Here is an 18011-nt window from a genome sequence, read left to right on the forward strand (position 1 = left end):
TCTTGGTTGGGCTTTCCTGAACTAATTATACGATCGCGCCACCAGGTAAAATTTTTTGAGATAATAGCGATCGCTACTTTTATCTGTAGTTGAAAAAATGGTTTTGCCTCGACTTTTTTCCATTTTCCGTATCTTTTTGCTTGCTGGTTTTTTGGTCTTTCCTGCTTGTCAAAAAGAACCAGCTTCTCTGACTCGTCCTGAACCTTTACCACAAGATCCTTTGATCAAAGTTTATTTCAATAATAATCAAACTAGAGGCGCTGATTACACTGAACCTTATCGAAAGATAACTCGACCGGGGGATGATTTGGAAACAATTATTATTGATGCTATTAATTCGGCAAACTCTACTATCGATCTTGCCGTTCAAGAGTTTCGTTTACCAAAAGTCGCCCAAGCTCTCGCTGAACGTCACCAAGCAGGAGTCCCAGTTAGAGTAATCTTAGAAAATACCTATAATCGTCCTTGGAGTAGCTTGACTGACACAGAAGTAAGCAAACTTAATCTAAGAGAAAAAAGACGCTATCTCGATGCAATTGCTCTCATCGATCTTAATAAAGATAATCAACTTAGCACTGAAGAAATTAACGAACGAGATGCCTTGATTATCTTGAAAAATGCAGGTATTCCTATTCTTGACGATACCGCCGACGGTTCTAAAGGAACAGGTTTAATGCACCATAAATTTCTCGTCATCGATAACTATACCGTAATTTCTAGTTCGGCAAATTTAACTCTTAGTGGCGTACACGGTGATTTGTTAACACCAGCAAGTCGCGGTAATGCTAACAATCTGCTCGTTATTAAAGACACTAAATTGGCTAGTTTGTTCGCGCAAGAATTTAACCTGATGTGGGGTGATGGAGTTGGCGGAAAATTAGATAGTAAATTTGGCTTAAAAAAACCACTCCGTCCTACAGAAAAATTAGTTATTGGTAATAATATTGTTTCCTTAAGATTTTCTCCTACTTCTACTACCCTTCCTTGGAGTGATACTAGTAATGGTTTAATTGGCAATACGCTTAAAAATGCTACTCAAACAATCGAATTAGCCCTATATGTCTTTTCCGAACAAAACCTAGCCGATCTTCTCGAAACTCGTCACCAAAAAAATGTAGCAATTGAGGCTTTAATTGACTCTAGTTTCGCCTTCCGTAACTACAGTGAAGGACTAGATATGTTAGGAGTTGCCCTCAGTAATAAATGTCAGTATGAAGCAAATAATCGTCCTTGGCAAATACCTCTTGCTACTGTAGGCGTGCCTGAATTACCAGAAGGTGACTTACTGCATCACAAATTTGCTGTTGTCGATGGTAAAACTGTAATTACAGGTTCTCAAAATTGGTCAGCCGCCGCAAATTATACCAACGATGAGACTGTTTTAGTAATTGAAAATCCTACCGTTGCCGCTCATTTTCAACGTGAATTTGCCAGGTTGTATGCAAAATCTGTTTTAGGTGTACCAATAGCCATTCAGGAGAAAATTACCGCAGAAGAGCAAGAATGTCCTGAAATTACCACAGCTTCTGAGAAAAATATACCACAAGGATTAATTAATATCAATACTGCCACAAAAAAAGAGTTAGAAACTTTACCTGGAATCGGACCAAAATTAGCACAAAAAGTCATTGAAACTCGTCAAGAACGACCTTTCACATCTTTAGAAGATTTACAGCGAGTTTCGGGTATTGGTGCTAGTTTAGTAAATAAGTTAGAAGGGCGGGTTACTTGGTGATAGGTTGACGTACTCCTCCTACTAAAGGCGCTATATTTCTCTAATTTCTCTGGCTTTCGTGATTAAAATCACTAGCATTTTCAGCTTCTAATCACGTTGAGACAAGATCCGCGATCGCCGTAAGAGTTGATGACCTTCACAAAGCACAAATGGGTAAAATCACGGTATTAGTAAGGAATCAATGGGATTATAAAGTTGTAGAGCTGATGAGTTCCGCCATGTTTCCTCAACTCGTTCTTCTTCCCGGTGCAATTTCTGAAATCCTTGTTTCCGTTAGCGATACTGGCATTTTAACTCAAGCAGATCGCTATGGACTTATGGCAGCCACTTTAGATGAGTCTCTCGATGAAGAAGAAAGAAGATGCGTTAACCGACTGCTACGATCTGTTCTCAAGGGACGGGTGAAAGTAGCGGAGCAAATTTCAGCTCTTGCTTAAGTAATTTATTATTTCTAACTAAGAGCAAGACAATGATTTCTATTCGCGATTTAGCTAACCAAGCAATAACCAGTGGCTATCTGAGTTTAAGCGCAGAGGAAAAACTACGCAATCTACTTTGTCAACATTACGACCTTGAAGATTTAGACGCTTTCATGAAACTACAAGTGGAAGCGATGGAAGGTAGGGTTCGCCAGGAATCGAGGGAAAAAGGAAAATTTGCCCACTCATCATGTAGTTAATTGGAGACAAGAGCGATCGCGGCTCATCCAGAATCATTTCCACTCGATCGCCGTTTTAAATCTTAAGTAAAGGGTGCGCTCTTGACGCACCCAAAAAAAGTAAGCAAATTAACTTCTTAATGTCAAGCCCTTTGGTTCAAATCACTGATGACAATATCCTCTCCCACCTCAACATCAGTTAGCATCTTTTGCCGAACAGAACTAGCTTTTTTCGCCTCTTGAGTCATCTTTTCGGCTTTTAAACGTCCTTTGGCTTTAATCCCACTTGCCATCACTTGCTCCACCTCTTGAGACAGTTGTGGTCGAATCTCTGCATCGATAACGTTCACAACTTCAGCAATTTCTGAATCTGTCTTCGCTGCTGCTTCGAGCTTTCGGGTTAGCACGTCTATACCGTACTCCTTTGGTTCTTGCTCTACAAGTTCTGGTTGATAAGTTACTCGCTCGATCGCACTAGCTGTGTCTGGGACTTTACGCCACAATAATTGTTTAAGTTTGCCCATTTGCTCTAAGACTTTATCTCCCAATTCGGGTAATTTTTCGCCCAGGTTTTCCCCAACCTTTTCCACCATCTTGGTTAGAAAAAGGGTTACAAGTGCGGTGGTAGTTAGTGTTTCCATAATTCCTCATTCAACTCAGTACCTATTTCTGTTTTACCCCTTGCACCTTACTATTTCCGGTTTTTTGAGATTAAATTTTGTCAATTAACCAGAAAATGTGCGATTTGTATTTCAATGTTTCCCTGATTTTATTAATTTTTGTAAAAAAAATAAACGATTAGCATAAAAGGCTGAATATTGGACGAATAAAAATATAGAACTGTCTATCAAGCAGACTTACAACAGTAGAACACTAAAACAAAAGGAACTGACTTTCATCAGCTAACTCAAAATCGTTCAGTCTACCAAATTCAAGTGAAAAATATGTCTTCAAATTCTCCTGAAATTTCCCAAAAAGCTGCTAAAAATCTCCAAGCTGGTCGAGATATCAAGATTGGCGATATCATCCAAACCATCAATCAGTCTAAACCAGACTTTTTTGAACCTAATCCAAAGCTATTCGAGTCTAGCGACTTTCTCAGTCCCAAACCAGATTGGGAAAATGCTCTCATGAAGATTCTTCGGACAAACCGTCTTTTAGTAATGGGAGACAGCAACGAGATCGATAAAGCAACTTTAGCTCGTTATTTGGCATGGAAATTTCAAGCAATTCTAGATGGGGGAGCTTCTTCTCATCGGGGAAATACTCAAATCAAAGAATGGAATCGTAGCTCAGATATACAGAGTCTCGATGTCGCCTTTCAGAAAGAAGAGAAAACTACAATTTTCGTTTTGACTCAAATTGCGCCAAAAGATATTGGCTATGACTTATCCCGCATTCAAAAGGCGATAACTTCTCACAATCATTATGTCGTAGTTAGCACAATTACACCTAAAGACAAATGGAAGTTACCCGAAAATGTTGAGAAATGCTGGCGAAACATAGAGGCTGAAGATATCTACGATCCAGAGGACTTAGCGAATCTTCTCAAGAGGAAATTGGAAAAGGTTAAACAGTCTTTGGCTGACGAAACTCTTCAAATTTTTGAGAGATTGAGGCTCGGAGAAATAACAGAACAATTAAAGACTCCCGATCGCATCGATCGCTTTGTAGAATTGCTCGGCGCGGAAAAACAACCTCTCCAGGAAGCAAGAGTTCAGGAGCTGATTAAAATTACAACCGATCGAGACCAAAAAGACAATATTCAATTTTGGTATTACACCCTTCTCAAACCTCGCGAACAGCTATTAGCATTAGGACTGAGCTTGTTTAGCGGTTGTTTTGACGACCAATTTTTTGCGGCTCTAGAAGAAGTTACAACACACGTTTGGCAGCGAAGAGATGCTTCTTTGCGCGCTCCTGATTATTGCGACCTAGACAACTTACGCAACTTTTTCAACTTTGTTGAAACAGAGGAGTCTGGAACTAAAATAGAAAGCCGTATTTCTGACCAGCGTAGGCTGATCTTTGAAGTGGCGTGGAACAGCCACCGCAGACAAATTTTAGCTGCACTGCCACAGCTTGAAAAGCTGGTTAAGGAGTCGGCATCTAAAAGAACAATTAATCAAGAGTTATATGGCTCTTCAGAACGGCGCAAACAGCTTCGCGATTCGATTGGCGATGCGATTAGTGATATCGGTTTGATTGACTTTAGCGCCGTAGAAGGTACGTTGTATCAGCTAGCAGCAGACCGAGAGATCGAAGTACAAGCGATCGCAGCTTACACGATGGCACGCTGGCTTAGCGATCCGCAATATCAGCAGGAAAAACTTTTTCAAATCCTTCAAAGCTGGCAGTCGGATGCACGAATTATTAGCGTTTTAAGGTCGATATTGCAAAAACTCGATGAGAGCAATACGGAGGAACCACAAGACTATGTGCGGGCGACAATTGCTCTGACAATTGGCTATGCAGCACAGTTCTACCCGCCGCAAGATCCCTCAGATAGTAATTCGGGTCTTCCCTCTCAACTGTGCGATCGCCTGAAAAATTTGGCTGACGACCCCAACAGTTTAGTTCGCGATCGCCTTGCTTCTGATACTTTGCCGAGAGTCGTTCCTTTGCATTTAATACAACTTCGACCCTTGCTGTGCTATATGATGCGATATCCAGATTTAATCCCATCTATTAGCGCGAGTCTGGCAGTCGCCTATTCTATCAAGCCTGAAGCTGTTGAAGAAATGCTTAAAACTTGGAGCAATAATCAGCCTGATCGATTTTTAGATGGCGAACCCCCATCTCGCGAACATCCATCTCGCGAAAATCTGTTGGCAACCGTAGCCTTAACCTATGGTGCAATTGAAGGAGAACCCCTTAAAGCCTTTGAACGCCTGCAAACTCTTCTTGAACAAAACAATCATCCTTTCATCCGCCAAGCAGTTATTGAAGCGATGGGAGTTCAACTGTCTCAAAATTTTAATGACTTAGAAAATAATGACGATCGCGATGCTCTGTTCGAGGTAACTACTCAACTCACCCGTGACGAACGAAAGCAAGTTGTGGCAATCCTGACCGAGATTTATCTAGCTCAGCGCGAACGGTTAGAGGGAGGCGATCGCGTTATTAAAATCAACGATCGCTTCTATCGTATCTGGCTCGACTCCCACCAACGCCCTCGGACTGCGGTGGAACAAACAATGAATCGCTGGATCAAAAAAGAGCCTAACGATACCAATGCTTTAGCCCAAGAAATTGCCACAGAAGCTTTATTTAAATTTGCTTCTGTGTTTGAACTCGAAGAAGAGCGCATTAAATCTTTGCAGGAAGATACAGACAAACAAAGCTTTGTTACTAAGCCAACTGTGGGAGAAATCATCAGTACAAGACCCGAATACGGATTATATCTCGACAAATTAGTTCCGTGGATTGCAACTCGACAAAATGAAGGCTATCGACCTTATGTCCGCAACTTGTTACCTGAAGCCTTGAAACTTCATAAAATCCGCAACCAAGCAATGGATTTTGTCTTGGAGAAGTGGAAAAAGGCTGAAGATGAAGAGCGAAGAAATGACGAGCAAATCAAAAAAATCTCCGATTTTCTAGAAGAGGGATTCTTCTGGGCAAAGTATCTGAATTGGTTAATCGCTAGCAGTGGTGTTTTGCTGATTGCGCTGGGTATTGTCGCGATCGATCTCGTCAGGAATCGCCCCATACTCGATCCTGTACCCCCCCTTGGTCAGGGGACAGGAGAAGAACCGCCAATCTCCGATTCAATAATTCCGATCGCTCCTTTTGGTGTTGTTGAAGACGAACAATCTCCTAACTTCGATCGAGGGTCGTTAACCGTAAAATTTAGCGCCAACGGTACACCTAGCGATCGCCTGGGCATTGTTGAGTCTGGTGAAATTGGAATTGAGGGAACTGACGTAACCTACGAAGGAGTCCCTATCGGTCGTTTCAGTGGGGGTGAAGGAGTAGAACCTCTCGTAGTCAACTTTAACGATGGTGCTACGCGAGAAGCTGTTGAAGCTCTGATACGCCAGATTACCTACGATAATGTTTCTGATAACCCGACTCCTGGGGAGCGGAAAGTAGAATTCCAGCTTACTGATGGAGACGGTGGTACCAGTAATACCCTCTCGACAATTATTCACGTCTTTGCTAGTGAGACTGCTCTCGATCTGAAGGTTCCTGGCGAGCAAACTGTCAAAGAAAATACTAATCTACCCATCAGTGGTATCAGTATTGATGCTCCCGACAATCAAAAAGCAACCGCGATCCTGGAAGTAAATAATGGTACGCTGACGCTGAAGAGTGACGTAGCTAATGGCTTGAGTGCCGATAATATTCGCAATAACGAAACTCAACAAGTTACCTTGACAGGAACTGTTGCTCAAATTAACGCTACCCTAGCCGATACTGCGGCGATCGCTTACAAAGGCAATCCCGAATTTAGCGGTTCTGACTCCCTAACTGTCACAGTCACTGAAGAAGGCAAAAATGTCGAAAATGGGTTGGTCTGGCCACCTAACGCTCAAATTCCCAAGACTCTTAGCCAGAACATTAGCGTCACTGTGGAAACGGCAAATCCTCCCCCAATAATTACGCTTCCCCCCGCAAAATTAACCAATGAAGACACGGACTTAACCCTTGATGGTATTCAAATTAGCGACCCGAACAGCAAAGACTTGACACTCATCCTAGCAGTTAATAACGGCACCCTGACGATTAAAACCGACGTAGCAGAAGGCTTAACGGCTGAGAATATTCAAGGCAATCAAACCCAGAGAGTCAGGCTTCAAGGCAGTATCGAGCAAATCAACAAAACTTTGGTAAGTTCTAATGGTGTTATTTATCGAGGAAATCCCAATTTTAGTGGGAATGATTTGTTAGAGATTAGTGCGAGTGACACTCAGAAATTGACCCGGAATACGCTCAGCATAACTGTTAACGACCGTCCTACCCTCAGTATTCCAGAATCTATTACTACTGAAAGCGGGATAAGGATCGAAAAAGTCGAAGCTTTAGCTATAATTAACCAATATTTACAGGCAAAAGAAAGAATATTTGCTTTTCCCTACGATCGCGAACTTGCTGCTCGGATTCTTACTGGAAAAGCCTTTGCCGAGAAAGTATCTCAACCGGGCGGAGGTTCGCTGGAATGGTTGCGGGAAAATCGAGCATACTGGATTTACGGAGAACAAAACGTAGAACCGATTGGTTCGCTCTCTGTTACAGGCGATGAAGTGAATCTTGATGTCCGGATAAGGGAGGAACTTGCCTACTATGAAAACGGAATACGGGAATATTCGGGAACTAACGTAGGTAACTACAAATTCACGCTACAAATGGATGATAATGTTTGGAAAATCTCGAATATTCAATCAAAATAGTTTTATTGCTAACAATTAGGGTGCGCGATTAACGCACCCGAAAAAAGTAAGCAAATTAACTTCTTAAAGTCACGTCAAACTTATCGGTAAGTGCTTCGCGAACTTTATTGTGAACGGGTTCGACTTCTTCGTCGGTGAGAGTGCGATCGCTGGAACGATAAGATAAGCTAAAGGCTAAACTTCGCTGTCCTTCTGCGACGTTTTCACCGCGATATTCGTCGAATAGTTCTACTTTTTCGAGTAATTTACCACCTGCTTGCTGGATTGATTTTGCGATTTCTGCAACCCTAAGTTTCATTGGTGCAAAAAAGGCGAGATCTCTTTCCACTGCCGGATAAGATGAGTAAGCTTGGAAGCGAGGAACGAGGATATCTTCTTGCTTCATTCCCGCAAATATTACCTCTACCGCTAAGTTAAAAACATAAACCTCATCGGGTAAATTTCTTTCTTGGCGTAATTGAGGATGGAGTTGTCCAAATGTACCTAAACGTTTCCCATCTAACCATAACGAAGCTGTACGTCCAGGATGTAGCCGAGAATCTTCGCTCTCAGGCTGATATTCGACTTTTAGCCCTAAACGAGAAAAAACACTTTCTAGCAAGCCCTTGGCTTCAAACCAAGTCATTGCAGACTCTTTTCCACCATGCAACCATCGGTTTCCAGATAATAAAGATCCGCCCATGATTCCGGCAACTGCATCGGCTTCTTGAATTTTACTTCCCTCTCGCCAGAAAATACGCCCAATTTCAAAAGCGTTTAACGCACCATTTCCTTGAGATTGGTTATACTCAAAAGCATCGATTAAGCCAAAAAGTAAGTCTTTTCGCAAAGCCGAGTATTCAGTAAATAAAGGATTAGCGAGCGCAATTTCAGCTAATTCTGGATTTACTAACGAGTATTGCACGACTTCTGTGAGTCCTACTCCCCGGAATGCTTCTCGTAGCTTGTTTTTCATCTGCTGGCTAACAGACAAATACCCAGGTTCGGTTTTACTAGGTAAAGTATCGCAGAAGCGATCGTAACCGTAAAGACGAGCAACTTCTTCAATTAAGTCTATTTCTCGTTCTAAGTCTCGATAGCGATAAGGAGGTACTTTTACCTGCCAGGTTTGAGGCTGGGCTGAGATTGTGGCTACTTGACAGCCTAAAGCGGTCAAAATGCGTTCGACATCGGCGGCTGGGATATCCTCAATCTTCTCTCCAGAGTTAACTTTACCCAAAAGGCGATGAACTCGATTTAAACGCAGTTCGATGCTTCTCGTCCAACTTGTTTTATCGGGGCGCACATCAGCTATTTTTTGACTTACAGGGGTACCCTCAGCCAATTCCTGCAAAAGTGCGATCGCCCGCGCACAAGCAAGATCTAACTCTGCCTGGTTGACACCGCGCTCGTAACGTGCTGAAGATTCTGTGCGTAAACCTTGGGCGCGACTGGAACGCCGTATAACCACTGAATCGAATAAAGCTGCTTCCAAAAGCAAATTTTCCGTATTTTCACTGACTTCTGTTTCTTCGCCACCCATCACCCCAGCCAAAGCCACTGGTCGATCGTTCGCTGTAATCAACAAATTCGCTGTTTGTAGCTTACGAGTCTGACCGTCAAGGGTGTCGAGCGTTTCGTTTTCTCTAGCAAAACGAACGCCAATTGTCAAGGCTTTACTTGGGGTAAAATTTACCAAGCGATCCCAATCAAAAGCGTGAAGAGGTTGCCCCCATTCCAGGAGAATATAGTTAGTCACATCAACGACATTATTAATGGGACGGACACCAGCCGCTTGTAGTCGCCATTGTAACCAATCAGGCGAAGGAGCAATCTTGACATTTTCAATAATTGTCCCGATGTAAGCTGGACTTGCCTTACCCTCAGCGACATTCACTTGGAAAGCCTTATCGCCTGGAGAAATAGACAACTTAGGAGCTTGAGGCAGTTTGAGGGAAGCACCAGTCAAAGCCGCCACCTCTCGCGCCACACCCACCATACTCAAAGCATCAGCACGATTTGCCGTCGATGTCAAGTCTAAAATTACATCATCAAGCCCTAACAAAGGACATACATCAGCACCCAAAGTGAGATTTTCTTGAGGGAAGATATAAATCCCCTCAGACTCCTTTTCTAAACCCAGTTCAGCCAGAGAGCAAATCATTCCCTCAGAGCGAACCCCACGCAGTTTAGTCGAGCGTAACTTGAGATCGATTATCGGCAAATAAGTACCAGGAGTTGCCACCGGGACAAAAATTTCCGGGCGGACATTAGCAGCCCCACAAACAATATTACTAGGTCGATCTTGACCGATATCTACTTGACAAACTCTGAGTTTATCAGCGTTAGGATGAAGTTGAACCTCTAAGACCTTACCAACTACTACACCATCAGCAAGAGTACGGCGATCGATAAGGTCTTCTACCTCAAAACCTGCCACCGTCAAAGTTTGTGCTAATTCTTGGGGAGAGAGAGTCACCTCCACCAATTCCCGCAACCAATTTAAAGAGATCCGCATTTACTCGTAGCTTTTTTTCACGCGACCAAAAATATTTTACCTTTCTTCGAGACAGTTGTAGTTTCGGTAATTGAGAGTAGCCAATTATCAGCAAAAAAATGTTCTTTTACCGAAACTTAAAACCTGAACGGAGAAATATTTACTAAATCTTTAAAAATGGGAGAGCATAAATATATAACAATCGCCTGCGGAGAAAGATATTTCGAGAAAAAGTAAGATATCCTGTTGTTAAAGCTAACAAAAATCCTAATCTAAGTCCCAAGTAGATTCGGGTACGCAGGTAGATAGTGAGAGTACGGCAGTACAAAATGATACCCAAAGCACGAGTAACCGAAAATTAGGTAGTCGGTTAAGATCGTGAAGAGAAAGACTTTTGTTCTCACATCTTCCTCAAGCAAGATGCTGATAGCTGCTCATCCAACTAAGGAAAAAGCACTCCAGCAGCAGATATCCCCGATTACTGGGATAAAGTAGGTGAGTCCCATCACGGACAATGCTATATCGGTGAAAGTTGAATGAGCTACTGCCTAAATCCCGACTGTCCTAAGCCTAAAAACCCAGAGAGCGCCCAGGAATGTCTTGCCTGCGGCTCAAAGTTGTCATTGTTATTGAGCGGTCGCTACCGAGTAATCAGAATTTTGGGTCAAGGTGGGTTTGGAAAAACCTTTTTAGCGCGCGATCTCTCTCTTCCGGGTAATCCTAGTTGCGTAATCAAACAACTGCGTCCGAATACCACTGCACCACATATGTTACAGATGGCGCGGGAGCTATTTAATCGCGAAGCAGAAACCCTAGGAAGGATCGGCAATCATCCCCAAGTGCCTAGATTACTAGACTATTTTGAAGATAACCAACAGTTTTATTTGGTTCAAGAGTATGTTAAAGGTTATAACTTCCAACAAGAAATCAAGAAAAACGGACCAATGAGTGAAGCAGGAGTAAGGCAATTTCTCAGTGAAATTTTGCCCTTACTGCAATACATTCACTCCCAGCAAGTAATTCATCGGGATATCAAACCAGCCAACTTGATTCGTCGCGAAGAAGACCGGAAATTGGTTTTAATTGACTTCGGAGCAGTAAAAAATCAAGTTGACCCAGTTGCAGCAGCGAATACCTCCGATCAAACAGCATTGACAGGATTTGCGGTGGGAACCCCAGGCTTTGCACCGCCAGAGCAAATGATGATGCGACCAGTATATGCGAGTGATGTTTACGCGGTGGGAGTCACTTGTGTTTATTTGTTAACTGGGAAATCGCCCAAAGACTTAAATTATAATCCCTCAACTGGAGAAATGGTCTGGCAGCAATACGTTCACGTCAGCGATCATTTCGCCAACGTTTTGAGAAAAATGCTCGAAGTTTCCGTACGCGATCGCTATCAAAGTGCTGATGAGGTTCTCCGGGCGCTCGATCTCGAACCTTATCTGGATAGTTTAGCTCAGGGGATGATTACTTCGGCAAATAATCCTGGTAAATCTAAGGGCGGTGTCTTTGATAGCGGTGATTTTGATGCACCGAGTTCGCCGTCTTCTCCGACTTCTGCGACTGCGAAGTTAGCAATGGCAATTAAAAAGCGGAAATCTCGCCAAAATAATACTGGTGTTGGTAATAATTTATATACTTCAGGAGCAAGTTTCGGTCGCTTAACTCCTCCAAGCAATATGGGGGGAAATCAATCACCAAGAAGCAGTTCTGGAAGTAAAAAAAGAATAAGCAACCGGATGGATGCGCAAACAGTCTTGACGAGCTATCAAAAAGGAAGACGCGATTTTACTGACCAAAATTTAAGTTTGCTCAATCTTCAAGAAGCTAATTTGTCCAAGGGAATTTTTCATCAATCTAAGTTAACTAAAGTTAACCTGGCAGGAGCAAATCTGACTAATGCTGATTTTGGGAAAGCGAATTTGACTAATGCAAATTTGCGGGATGCGAATTTAGGTCGGGCTTACTTAAGCTACACGAACTTAGAAGGAGCGGATTTGCGGGGTGCTGACCTGAGTTTTGCTTATCTCAATTATGCAAATTTGAAAAATACTAATTTATGTGGTGCTAATCTGACTAATGCCAAGGTGACAGAAGAACAACTCGCCCAAGCAAAGACTAATTGGACAACAATTATGCCCAATGGAAAGCGAGGTTTTTGGTAAATAATCTTCGTTCGCAGTTGGTAATTGGTGAGTAAATTATTCAGCCAAAATCCCGCAGTGAAAATCAGTCGTAAAAGGGGAAAAACTCACTCAGTATTAGTTGCTAATTCGGAAACGGAAATCTCCAGCTTGAAGTCGAGAGGTTTATTAGCTCTAGAAACGATGACAAATTCATAATAACCCGTTTCTGGGAGCGTTCCTGACCAAGTATTTTCGGTAGAATCTTCCACTAAAGTGACATTACCTGTAGGACTGTAGAGAGAAAGCAAAGCGCGATCGCTACTTTCCAGACTAATTTCTAAGAACCGATCGGCTTCTAGTTGAGCGATGTAAACTTTGCCTCCTCCAGGTTCGAGAGTACCGCGAGCAATATTTTCCTCAGTTTTACCATCGAAAAAAAGTTCGCCGAGAAGTTCGGTTGTTTGTAACGCTTTCAGTTGGTCAAAGACGATCGCACTCCAAACTTGACCGATAGGTTCATCAAAAAACTGCTTGTCTTCCTGTTCGGGAAAATGCTCAAAAAAATCTGCATCTGCAAGATCGTAAAGAGTCCGACTGCTCACGCGCTCCTGGTTAGCCTGTTGTATCCAACGCTGGCGATCGGCTAAAGTGTAACTACCTAAACCTCGACGCGCTTCATCAGAAAGATCGGCTAACATATTTAACAATTCTTGTGCTTGATAGTCCCAACGATGTCGCCATTGAGAATCTTCTGGGTTATTTGTCGGAATGCGTCCTTCTTGTTCGGGGTATTTTTCCCAATACACTTCGTTGACTAAACCGATAAAAAAATCGTATTCAATCGCGAGATTAATGCGGCGAGAACGCAAAATTTCTTTGCGAGAGCGTTCCGTCACCGACAAATCCGTTGCTGGCTTTGGTTCGGGGTCATCTCGGAGAGGAAAACTCACCTTTTCTGGCAGATTTTCCAGAGTCTCGCGATCTGACTTATCGAGTTGTTGCGATCGCACGTTTGATTCTAACCAAGCATTACCCGCAAACCAACCTAGACTTGCTGCACCGAAAACCACTGTTAAACCCAGAGTGATTTTACCCACTAAACTGAAAGCAAGCTTAAATTTTGAATTTGGCATCCAATTCTCTTCGGTTATTGGTTTAGCTGCTTTACTCTGAGGATGTTGTCGAACCACATGAACACAGCCCGGTAGAGGTTCCCAAAAAACTGATAATACATCTGTCGCGGTTTGGGGGCGATCGCTCCGTTCCTCACCAAGCATTTGCTCTAAAATTTGTCTCAACTTCGGACTTAGATTGGTTTGCTGTTTCCAGTTCCATTCTAAAGTTCGTAAATCAATCAAATGTTGGGGTTTTTTCCCACTCAACAGCACTAAAGCTGTGACTGCTAAAGCATACAGATCGCTATTCGGTGCAACTTTTCCTGCTTGGAGTTGCTCTTGGGGAGCATATCCATTGCGACCAAAAACGGTTGTCCTTTTCTTGCGAGTGTCAGTAAACTCAGATACTAATTCCTCGGTTACTTGAGAAATCAGACCAAAATTAATTAATGCTGGCATTCCATCGGTTTGACGCAAGAGCAAATTATCCGGACAAATATCTTGGTGAACTACCCCCATTGCGTGAATGTACTGTAAAACAGGTAAAAGCTGTCGGAAAAGTTCAGTAATTTCTGCTTCACTAAATTGTAGTCCTTGTTTTTTACGAGCATTGAGGAAAAAGTGATAAGTTTGCCCTTCAAAGTATTCCTCTACCAAAAACAAACTTAGTTTACCCTCTGTCTCACAACGCAAAAATTCCCGCAACTTAGGAATTTGCGGATGTTGTAGCTGAAAGAGAAGATCTGCCTCAACCCGTAATCTTTCTTGAGCTTGAGCCAGAATAGAAGCATCTTGAATTTGAGGAAGTAACTCCTTTAAAACACATAGTTGATTGCACGTATGTAAATCCTCTACTAGATAAGTAGAGCCTATCCCCCTACTCAAGCGTCGGGAACCGTTAGACGAGCCTATAGATTTTAGTTGACGCAGCAACCGATAGCGATCGCACAAGATTGTCTCAGACCGATCGAGAGAATTTTCCATAAACAGTTAGTATCGTTCCTTTAGCCTTTCTTTAGTTTTACAAGTAGACTCAGCACTCATGTTGGTTCCATACCCTAAGCATCTAGAGAATTTTAGAGATCGTCAATTAGTTTAAAATAACCTTTAAATTTTAGGTAGCTGTTGAGCTTGTTGAGCTAGAGAAAAAGCTTTTTTCCCGAGCGATCGCTGACACCAAGCATTGTCTCACTCAACCAAGCCCAAAGCGATCGCTGCGGACTAGGAAAATCAAATCGTTCTCTTCTGTTGGCGACATCCTCAGTCTGAAGGGAAGTCTGAGCTATGCACTTTAATAATTTGATTAACAATCCTTTAACCATCAATAATTAATTATTAACTAAGAAAATGTTTGTCGAAAACAGAATCTTTCTCAAGGAGGATATATGACTCTCAAATATTAGAGAATCTTGAGAAAAAATTGGCATTAAAAGAATCATCTCAAAAAACTAAAATCAAGCTAGGGGAAGGGTTACAAGCCCAAAATAACAAACTCGCAAGGCTGGAGTGACACTAACTATATTTGATGAGAAAAGCTTGAAGATTTATTAAAGCTAAAAAAAAGGTAACTATTCCTAGGGACTAGAGTCAAAGATTGAGTAACATTACAAAAAAGAAAGAGTTAATCAAACATATATGACAGTAGCACCTGACAAAAAAGCTCAATCTTCTAGCTCAGAAAACAAGCCAGCAAGCGCCACAGTCGAAAAAAAACCTCTCAGCGCTGAAGAACTGCGTAAAATGAACGCCTATTGGCGTGCAGCTAACTATCTAGCGGTAGGACAAATTTATTTGTTGAATAACCCACTGCTCAAAAAACCTTTGCAACTCGAAGATGTCAAGCCGAGGCTCCTTGGTCACTGGGGGACGACACCGGGACTAAACTTTCTCTACGTTCACCTCAACCGGATTATCAAGAAATTCGACCAAAACATGATTTATATTGCCGGTCCAGGTCATGGCGGTCCGGCGATCGCAGCAAATACCTACCTAGAAGGTACTTATAGCGAGTATTATCCTCATGTTTCTCCAGACGCAGAGGGGATGAAAAAGCTATTTAAACAATTTTCCTTCCCTGGCGGGATTCCCAGTCACGTCGCGCCAGAAATTCCCGGTTCAATTCACGAAGGAGGCGAACTCGGTTATGCTTTATCTCATGCCTTTGGTGCCGCTTTCGACAATCCAGACTTGATCGTTTCGTGTATCATTGGCGATGGCGAAGCCGAAACAGGTGCTTTAGCCACCAGTTGGCACGGAAATAAGTTTCTCAACCCAGTCCATGATGGCGCAGTCTTGCCAATTTTGCATCTCAACGGCTACAAAATTGCCAATCCGACAATTATGGCAAGAATGTCCCACGAAGAGTTAACCAGCTTATTTGTGGGCTATGGTTACAAGCCTTACTTTGTGGAAGGTTCCGACCCCGAAATGATGCACCAGTTGATGGCAGGAACCTTAGATACAGTTATTGCCGAGATTAAGCAGATCCAAGCAGAAGCCCGCGCCAACGGATTCAAAAAACGTCCTCAGTGGCCCGCGATCGTCTTGATCTCGCCCAAAGGTTGGACCGGACCAGCAGAAGTAGACGGCAAAAAAACCGAAAATTATTGGCGATCGCACCAAGTCCCCCTATCAGGACTAGCCAAAAATCCCGACCACCTGAAAATGCTCGAAGCCTGGATGAAGAGTTACAAACCTGAAGAACTCTTCGATGAAAACGGAACCCTCATCACAGAATTAGCAGAATTAGCTCCCCAAGGACAAAGGCGTATGAGCGATAATCCTCACGCCAATGGTGGTTTACTCCTGAAAGCACTGAAAATGCCTGATTTTGAGGATTACGCTGTTGAAGTGGAAAAACCCGGAATCGTTCGCGCTGAAGCAACCCGCATCATGGGACGCTTCCTCCGGGATGTTATGAAGAAAAATCCTACTAACTTCCGCGTCATGGGTCCCGACGAAACCGAATCTAACCGTCTCGGCGCCTTATTCGAGGTAACAGACCGCACCTGGACTGCGGATATTCTTCCCGAAGACGAAAACCTTTCCCCTAACGGTCGCGTCATGGAAATCCTCAGCGAACACACTTGTCAAGGTTGGTTAGAAGGATACCTCCTCACAGGTCGTCATGGCTTATTCTCCTGCTACGAAGCCTTTATTCACATCATCGACTCGATGTTTAACCAACACGCTAAGTGGCTGAAAACAACCCGCAACGATATTCCCTGGCGGCGACCGATCGCGTCTCTCAACTACCTTCTCACCTCCCACGTCTGGCGACAAGACCACAACGGTTTCTCTCACCAAGACCCAGGTTTTATCGACCACGTACTCAATAAAAAAGCCGACGTAATTCGCGTTTATCTCCCACCAGATGCCAATTCTCTGCTCTCCGTAACCGACCACTGTCTCCGGAGTCGCAACTACGTCAATGTCATCGTCGCAGGTAAGCAGCTAGAGTTACAGTATCTCAATATGGATGCAGCCATCAAACATTGCACCGCCGGAGTAGGCATTTGGGAATGGGCGAGTAATGACTACGGTAGCGAACCCGACGTAGTAATGGCTTGCGCTGGCGATGTACCAACTTTGGAAACCTTAGCGGCTGTAGACATTCTCCGCCAAAACTTCCCCGATCTCAAAGTACGGGTAGTAAATGTCGTTGACTTGATGACTCTACAACCAGAAACCGAACACCCTCACGGTTTGTCATCGAAAGACTTTGATGCGATCTTTACTACAGACAAACCGATTATCTTCGCCTTCCACGGTTATCCCTGGCTGATTCATCGCCTTACCTATCGCCGGACAAATCATAAAAATCTTCACGTCCGAGGATATAAGGAAGAAGGAACCACAACTACTCCCTTTGACATGGTAGTCCGTAACGATTTGGATCGCTTCCATTTAGTGGCAGATGTTATCGATCGCGTCCCACAATTAGGATATACTGCGGCTTATGCTAAACAGATGGTTCGCGATAAGTTAATCGACCATAAACAGTACGTGACTAAACACGGACAAGATTTGCCAGAAATTCGCGAATGGCAGTGGCCCTACTAAGTCACTTCTGGGATTCTTTTCTGTAAACGCGCACAGTTTTCTCTAGGGGAACTGTGCGTCCCCCTAGTCTATTTAATTACTAACTTGGCTAGCTCATGTCCAGTTAATCAGTTAAAATCCCCCTAAAACGAGGAATGATGATTTGAGCGTATGACAGAAACAGAAACAGAATTTGATACACCTTGGAAAGATATATTAGAAATATACTTTGAGGAATTTATTGATTTCTTTTTCCCTGATGCTCATCGTCAAATTGACTGGACTCAAGGTTATGAATTTTTAGACCAAGAATTGCAGCAAGTAGTCCAAGATGCCGAGTTAGGAAGGCGTTTAGTTGATAAATTAGCAAAAGTATATCTTTTAGAAGGAACAGAAGCTTGGGTTTTAATTCACGTTGAAGTTCAAAGTCAGCGAGAATCAGAATTTTCTCAGCGAATGTTTGT

At 43.0% G+C, this 18011-nt stretch carries 10 protein-coding genes and 1 pseudogene; 7 read left to right on the forward strand and 4 right to left on the reverse strand.

What is annotated here, in order from left to right:
* Positions 1-97: 97 nt before the first annotated feature.
* The 3 genes from G3T18_RS18150 (at position 98) to G3T18_RS18160 (ending at position 2414) form a co-directional block, all read left to right on the forward strand.
* On the forward strand, positions 98-1735 hold the full coding sequence (locus G3T18_RS18150; RefSeq protein WP_224411996.1) for a DUF655 domain-containing protein: 1638 nt from the start codon (positions 98-100) through the stop codon (positions 1733-1735).
* A gap of 206 nt (positions 1736-1941) precedes the next feature.
* A complete protein-coding gene (locus tag G3T18_RS18155; protein ID WP_397333965.1) occupies positions 1942-2172 on the forward strand; it encodes a hypothetical protein in 231 nt (76 codons plus the stop codon).
* A 32-nt stretch (positions 2173-2204) separates the two neighbouring features.
* Positions 2205-2414, forward strand: a complete 210-nt coding sequence (locus G3T18_RS18160; protein ID WP_224411997.1) for a hypothetical protein — start codon at positions 2205-2207, stop codon at positions 2412-2414.
* A gap of 122 nt (positions 2415-2536) precedes the next feature.
* On the opposite strand, the gene G3T18_RS18165 is transcribed toward G3T18_RS18160, so the two are convergent.
* Entirely contained in the window at positions 2537-3034 is a 498-nt protein-coding gene (locus tag G3T18_RS18165; protein ID WP_224411998.1) for a hypothetical protein, read from the reverse strand.
* Between the two features lie 303 nt (positions 3035-3337).
* On the opposite strand from G3T18_RS18165, the gene G3T18_RS18170 reads away from it, so the two are divergent.
* Entirely contained in the window at positions 3338-7786 is a 4449-nt protein-coding gene (locus G3T18_RS18170; protein WP_224411999.1) for an IMS domain-containing protein, read from the forward strand.
* A 55-nt stretch (positions 7787-7841) separates the two neighbouring features.
* Here G3T18_RS18170 and pheT read toward each other — a convergent pair whose 3' ends face one another.
* The gene (gene pheT, locus G3T18_RS18175; protein WP_224412000.1) at positions 7842-10283 is read right to left on the reverse strand and encodes a phenylalanine--tRNA ligase subunit beta; all 2442 of its coding nucleotides are present in this window, start codon (positions 10281-10283) and stop codon (positions 7842-7844) included.
* 515 nt (positions 10284-10798) lie between these two features.
* Here pheT and G3T18_RS18180 point away from each other — a divergent pair.
* The gene (locus G3T18_RS18180; protein WP_224412001.1) at positions 10799-12430 is read left to right on the forward strand and encodes a serine/threonine-protein kinase; all 1632 of its coding nucleotides are present in this window, start codon (positions 10799-10801) and stop codon (positions 12428-12430) included.
* An 86-nt stretch (positions 12431-12516) separates the two neighbouring features.
* Here the strand turns inward: G3T18_RS18180 and G3T18_RS18185 are convergent, their stop codons facing one another.
* Both G3T18_RS18185 and G3T18_RS18190 read right to left on the reverse strand, forming a co-directional pair.
* Positions 12517-14490: a serine/threonine protein kinase gene (locus tag G3T18_RS18185; RefSeq protein ID WP_224412002.1), complete on the reverse strand. Its 1974-nt coding sequence runs from the start codon at positions 14488-14490 to the stop codon at positions 12517-12519.
* 155 nt (positions 14491-14645) lie between these two features.
* Positions 14646-14828 (reverse strand): hypothetical protein, encoded by a 183-nt coding sequence (locus tag G3T18_RS18190; RefSeq protein WP_224412003.1) that lies wholly within the window; start codon positions 14826-14828, stop codon positions 14646-14648.
* 313 nt (positions 14829-15141) lie between these two features.
* On the opposite strand from G3T18_RS18190, the gene G3T18_RS18195 reads away from it, so the two are divergent.
* Together G3T18_RS18195 and G3T18_RS18200 are read left to right on the forward strand one after the other, a co-directional pair.
* Positions 15142-17568 carry a phosphoketolase family protein gene (locus G3T18_RS18195; protein ID WP_224412004.1) on the forward strand — a complete coding sequence of 809 codons (2427 nt, stop codon included), beginning with the start codon at positions 15142-15144 and terminating at the stop codon, positions 17566-17568.
* A gap of 150 nt (positions 17569-17718) precedes the next feature.
* Positions 17719-18011, forward strand: a pseudogene (locus tag G3T18_RS18200) (cytosolic protein); the annotation flags it as partial.

The sequence above is a fragment of the Oscillatoria salina IIICB1 genome, assembly GCF_020144665.1.
In the GTDB taxonomy this organism is placed as follows: Bacteria; Cyanobacteriota; Cyanobacteriia; order Cyanobacteriales; family SIO1D9; genus IIICB1.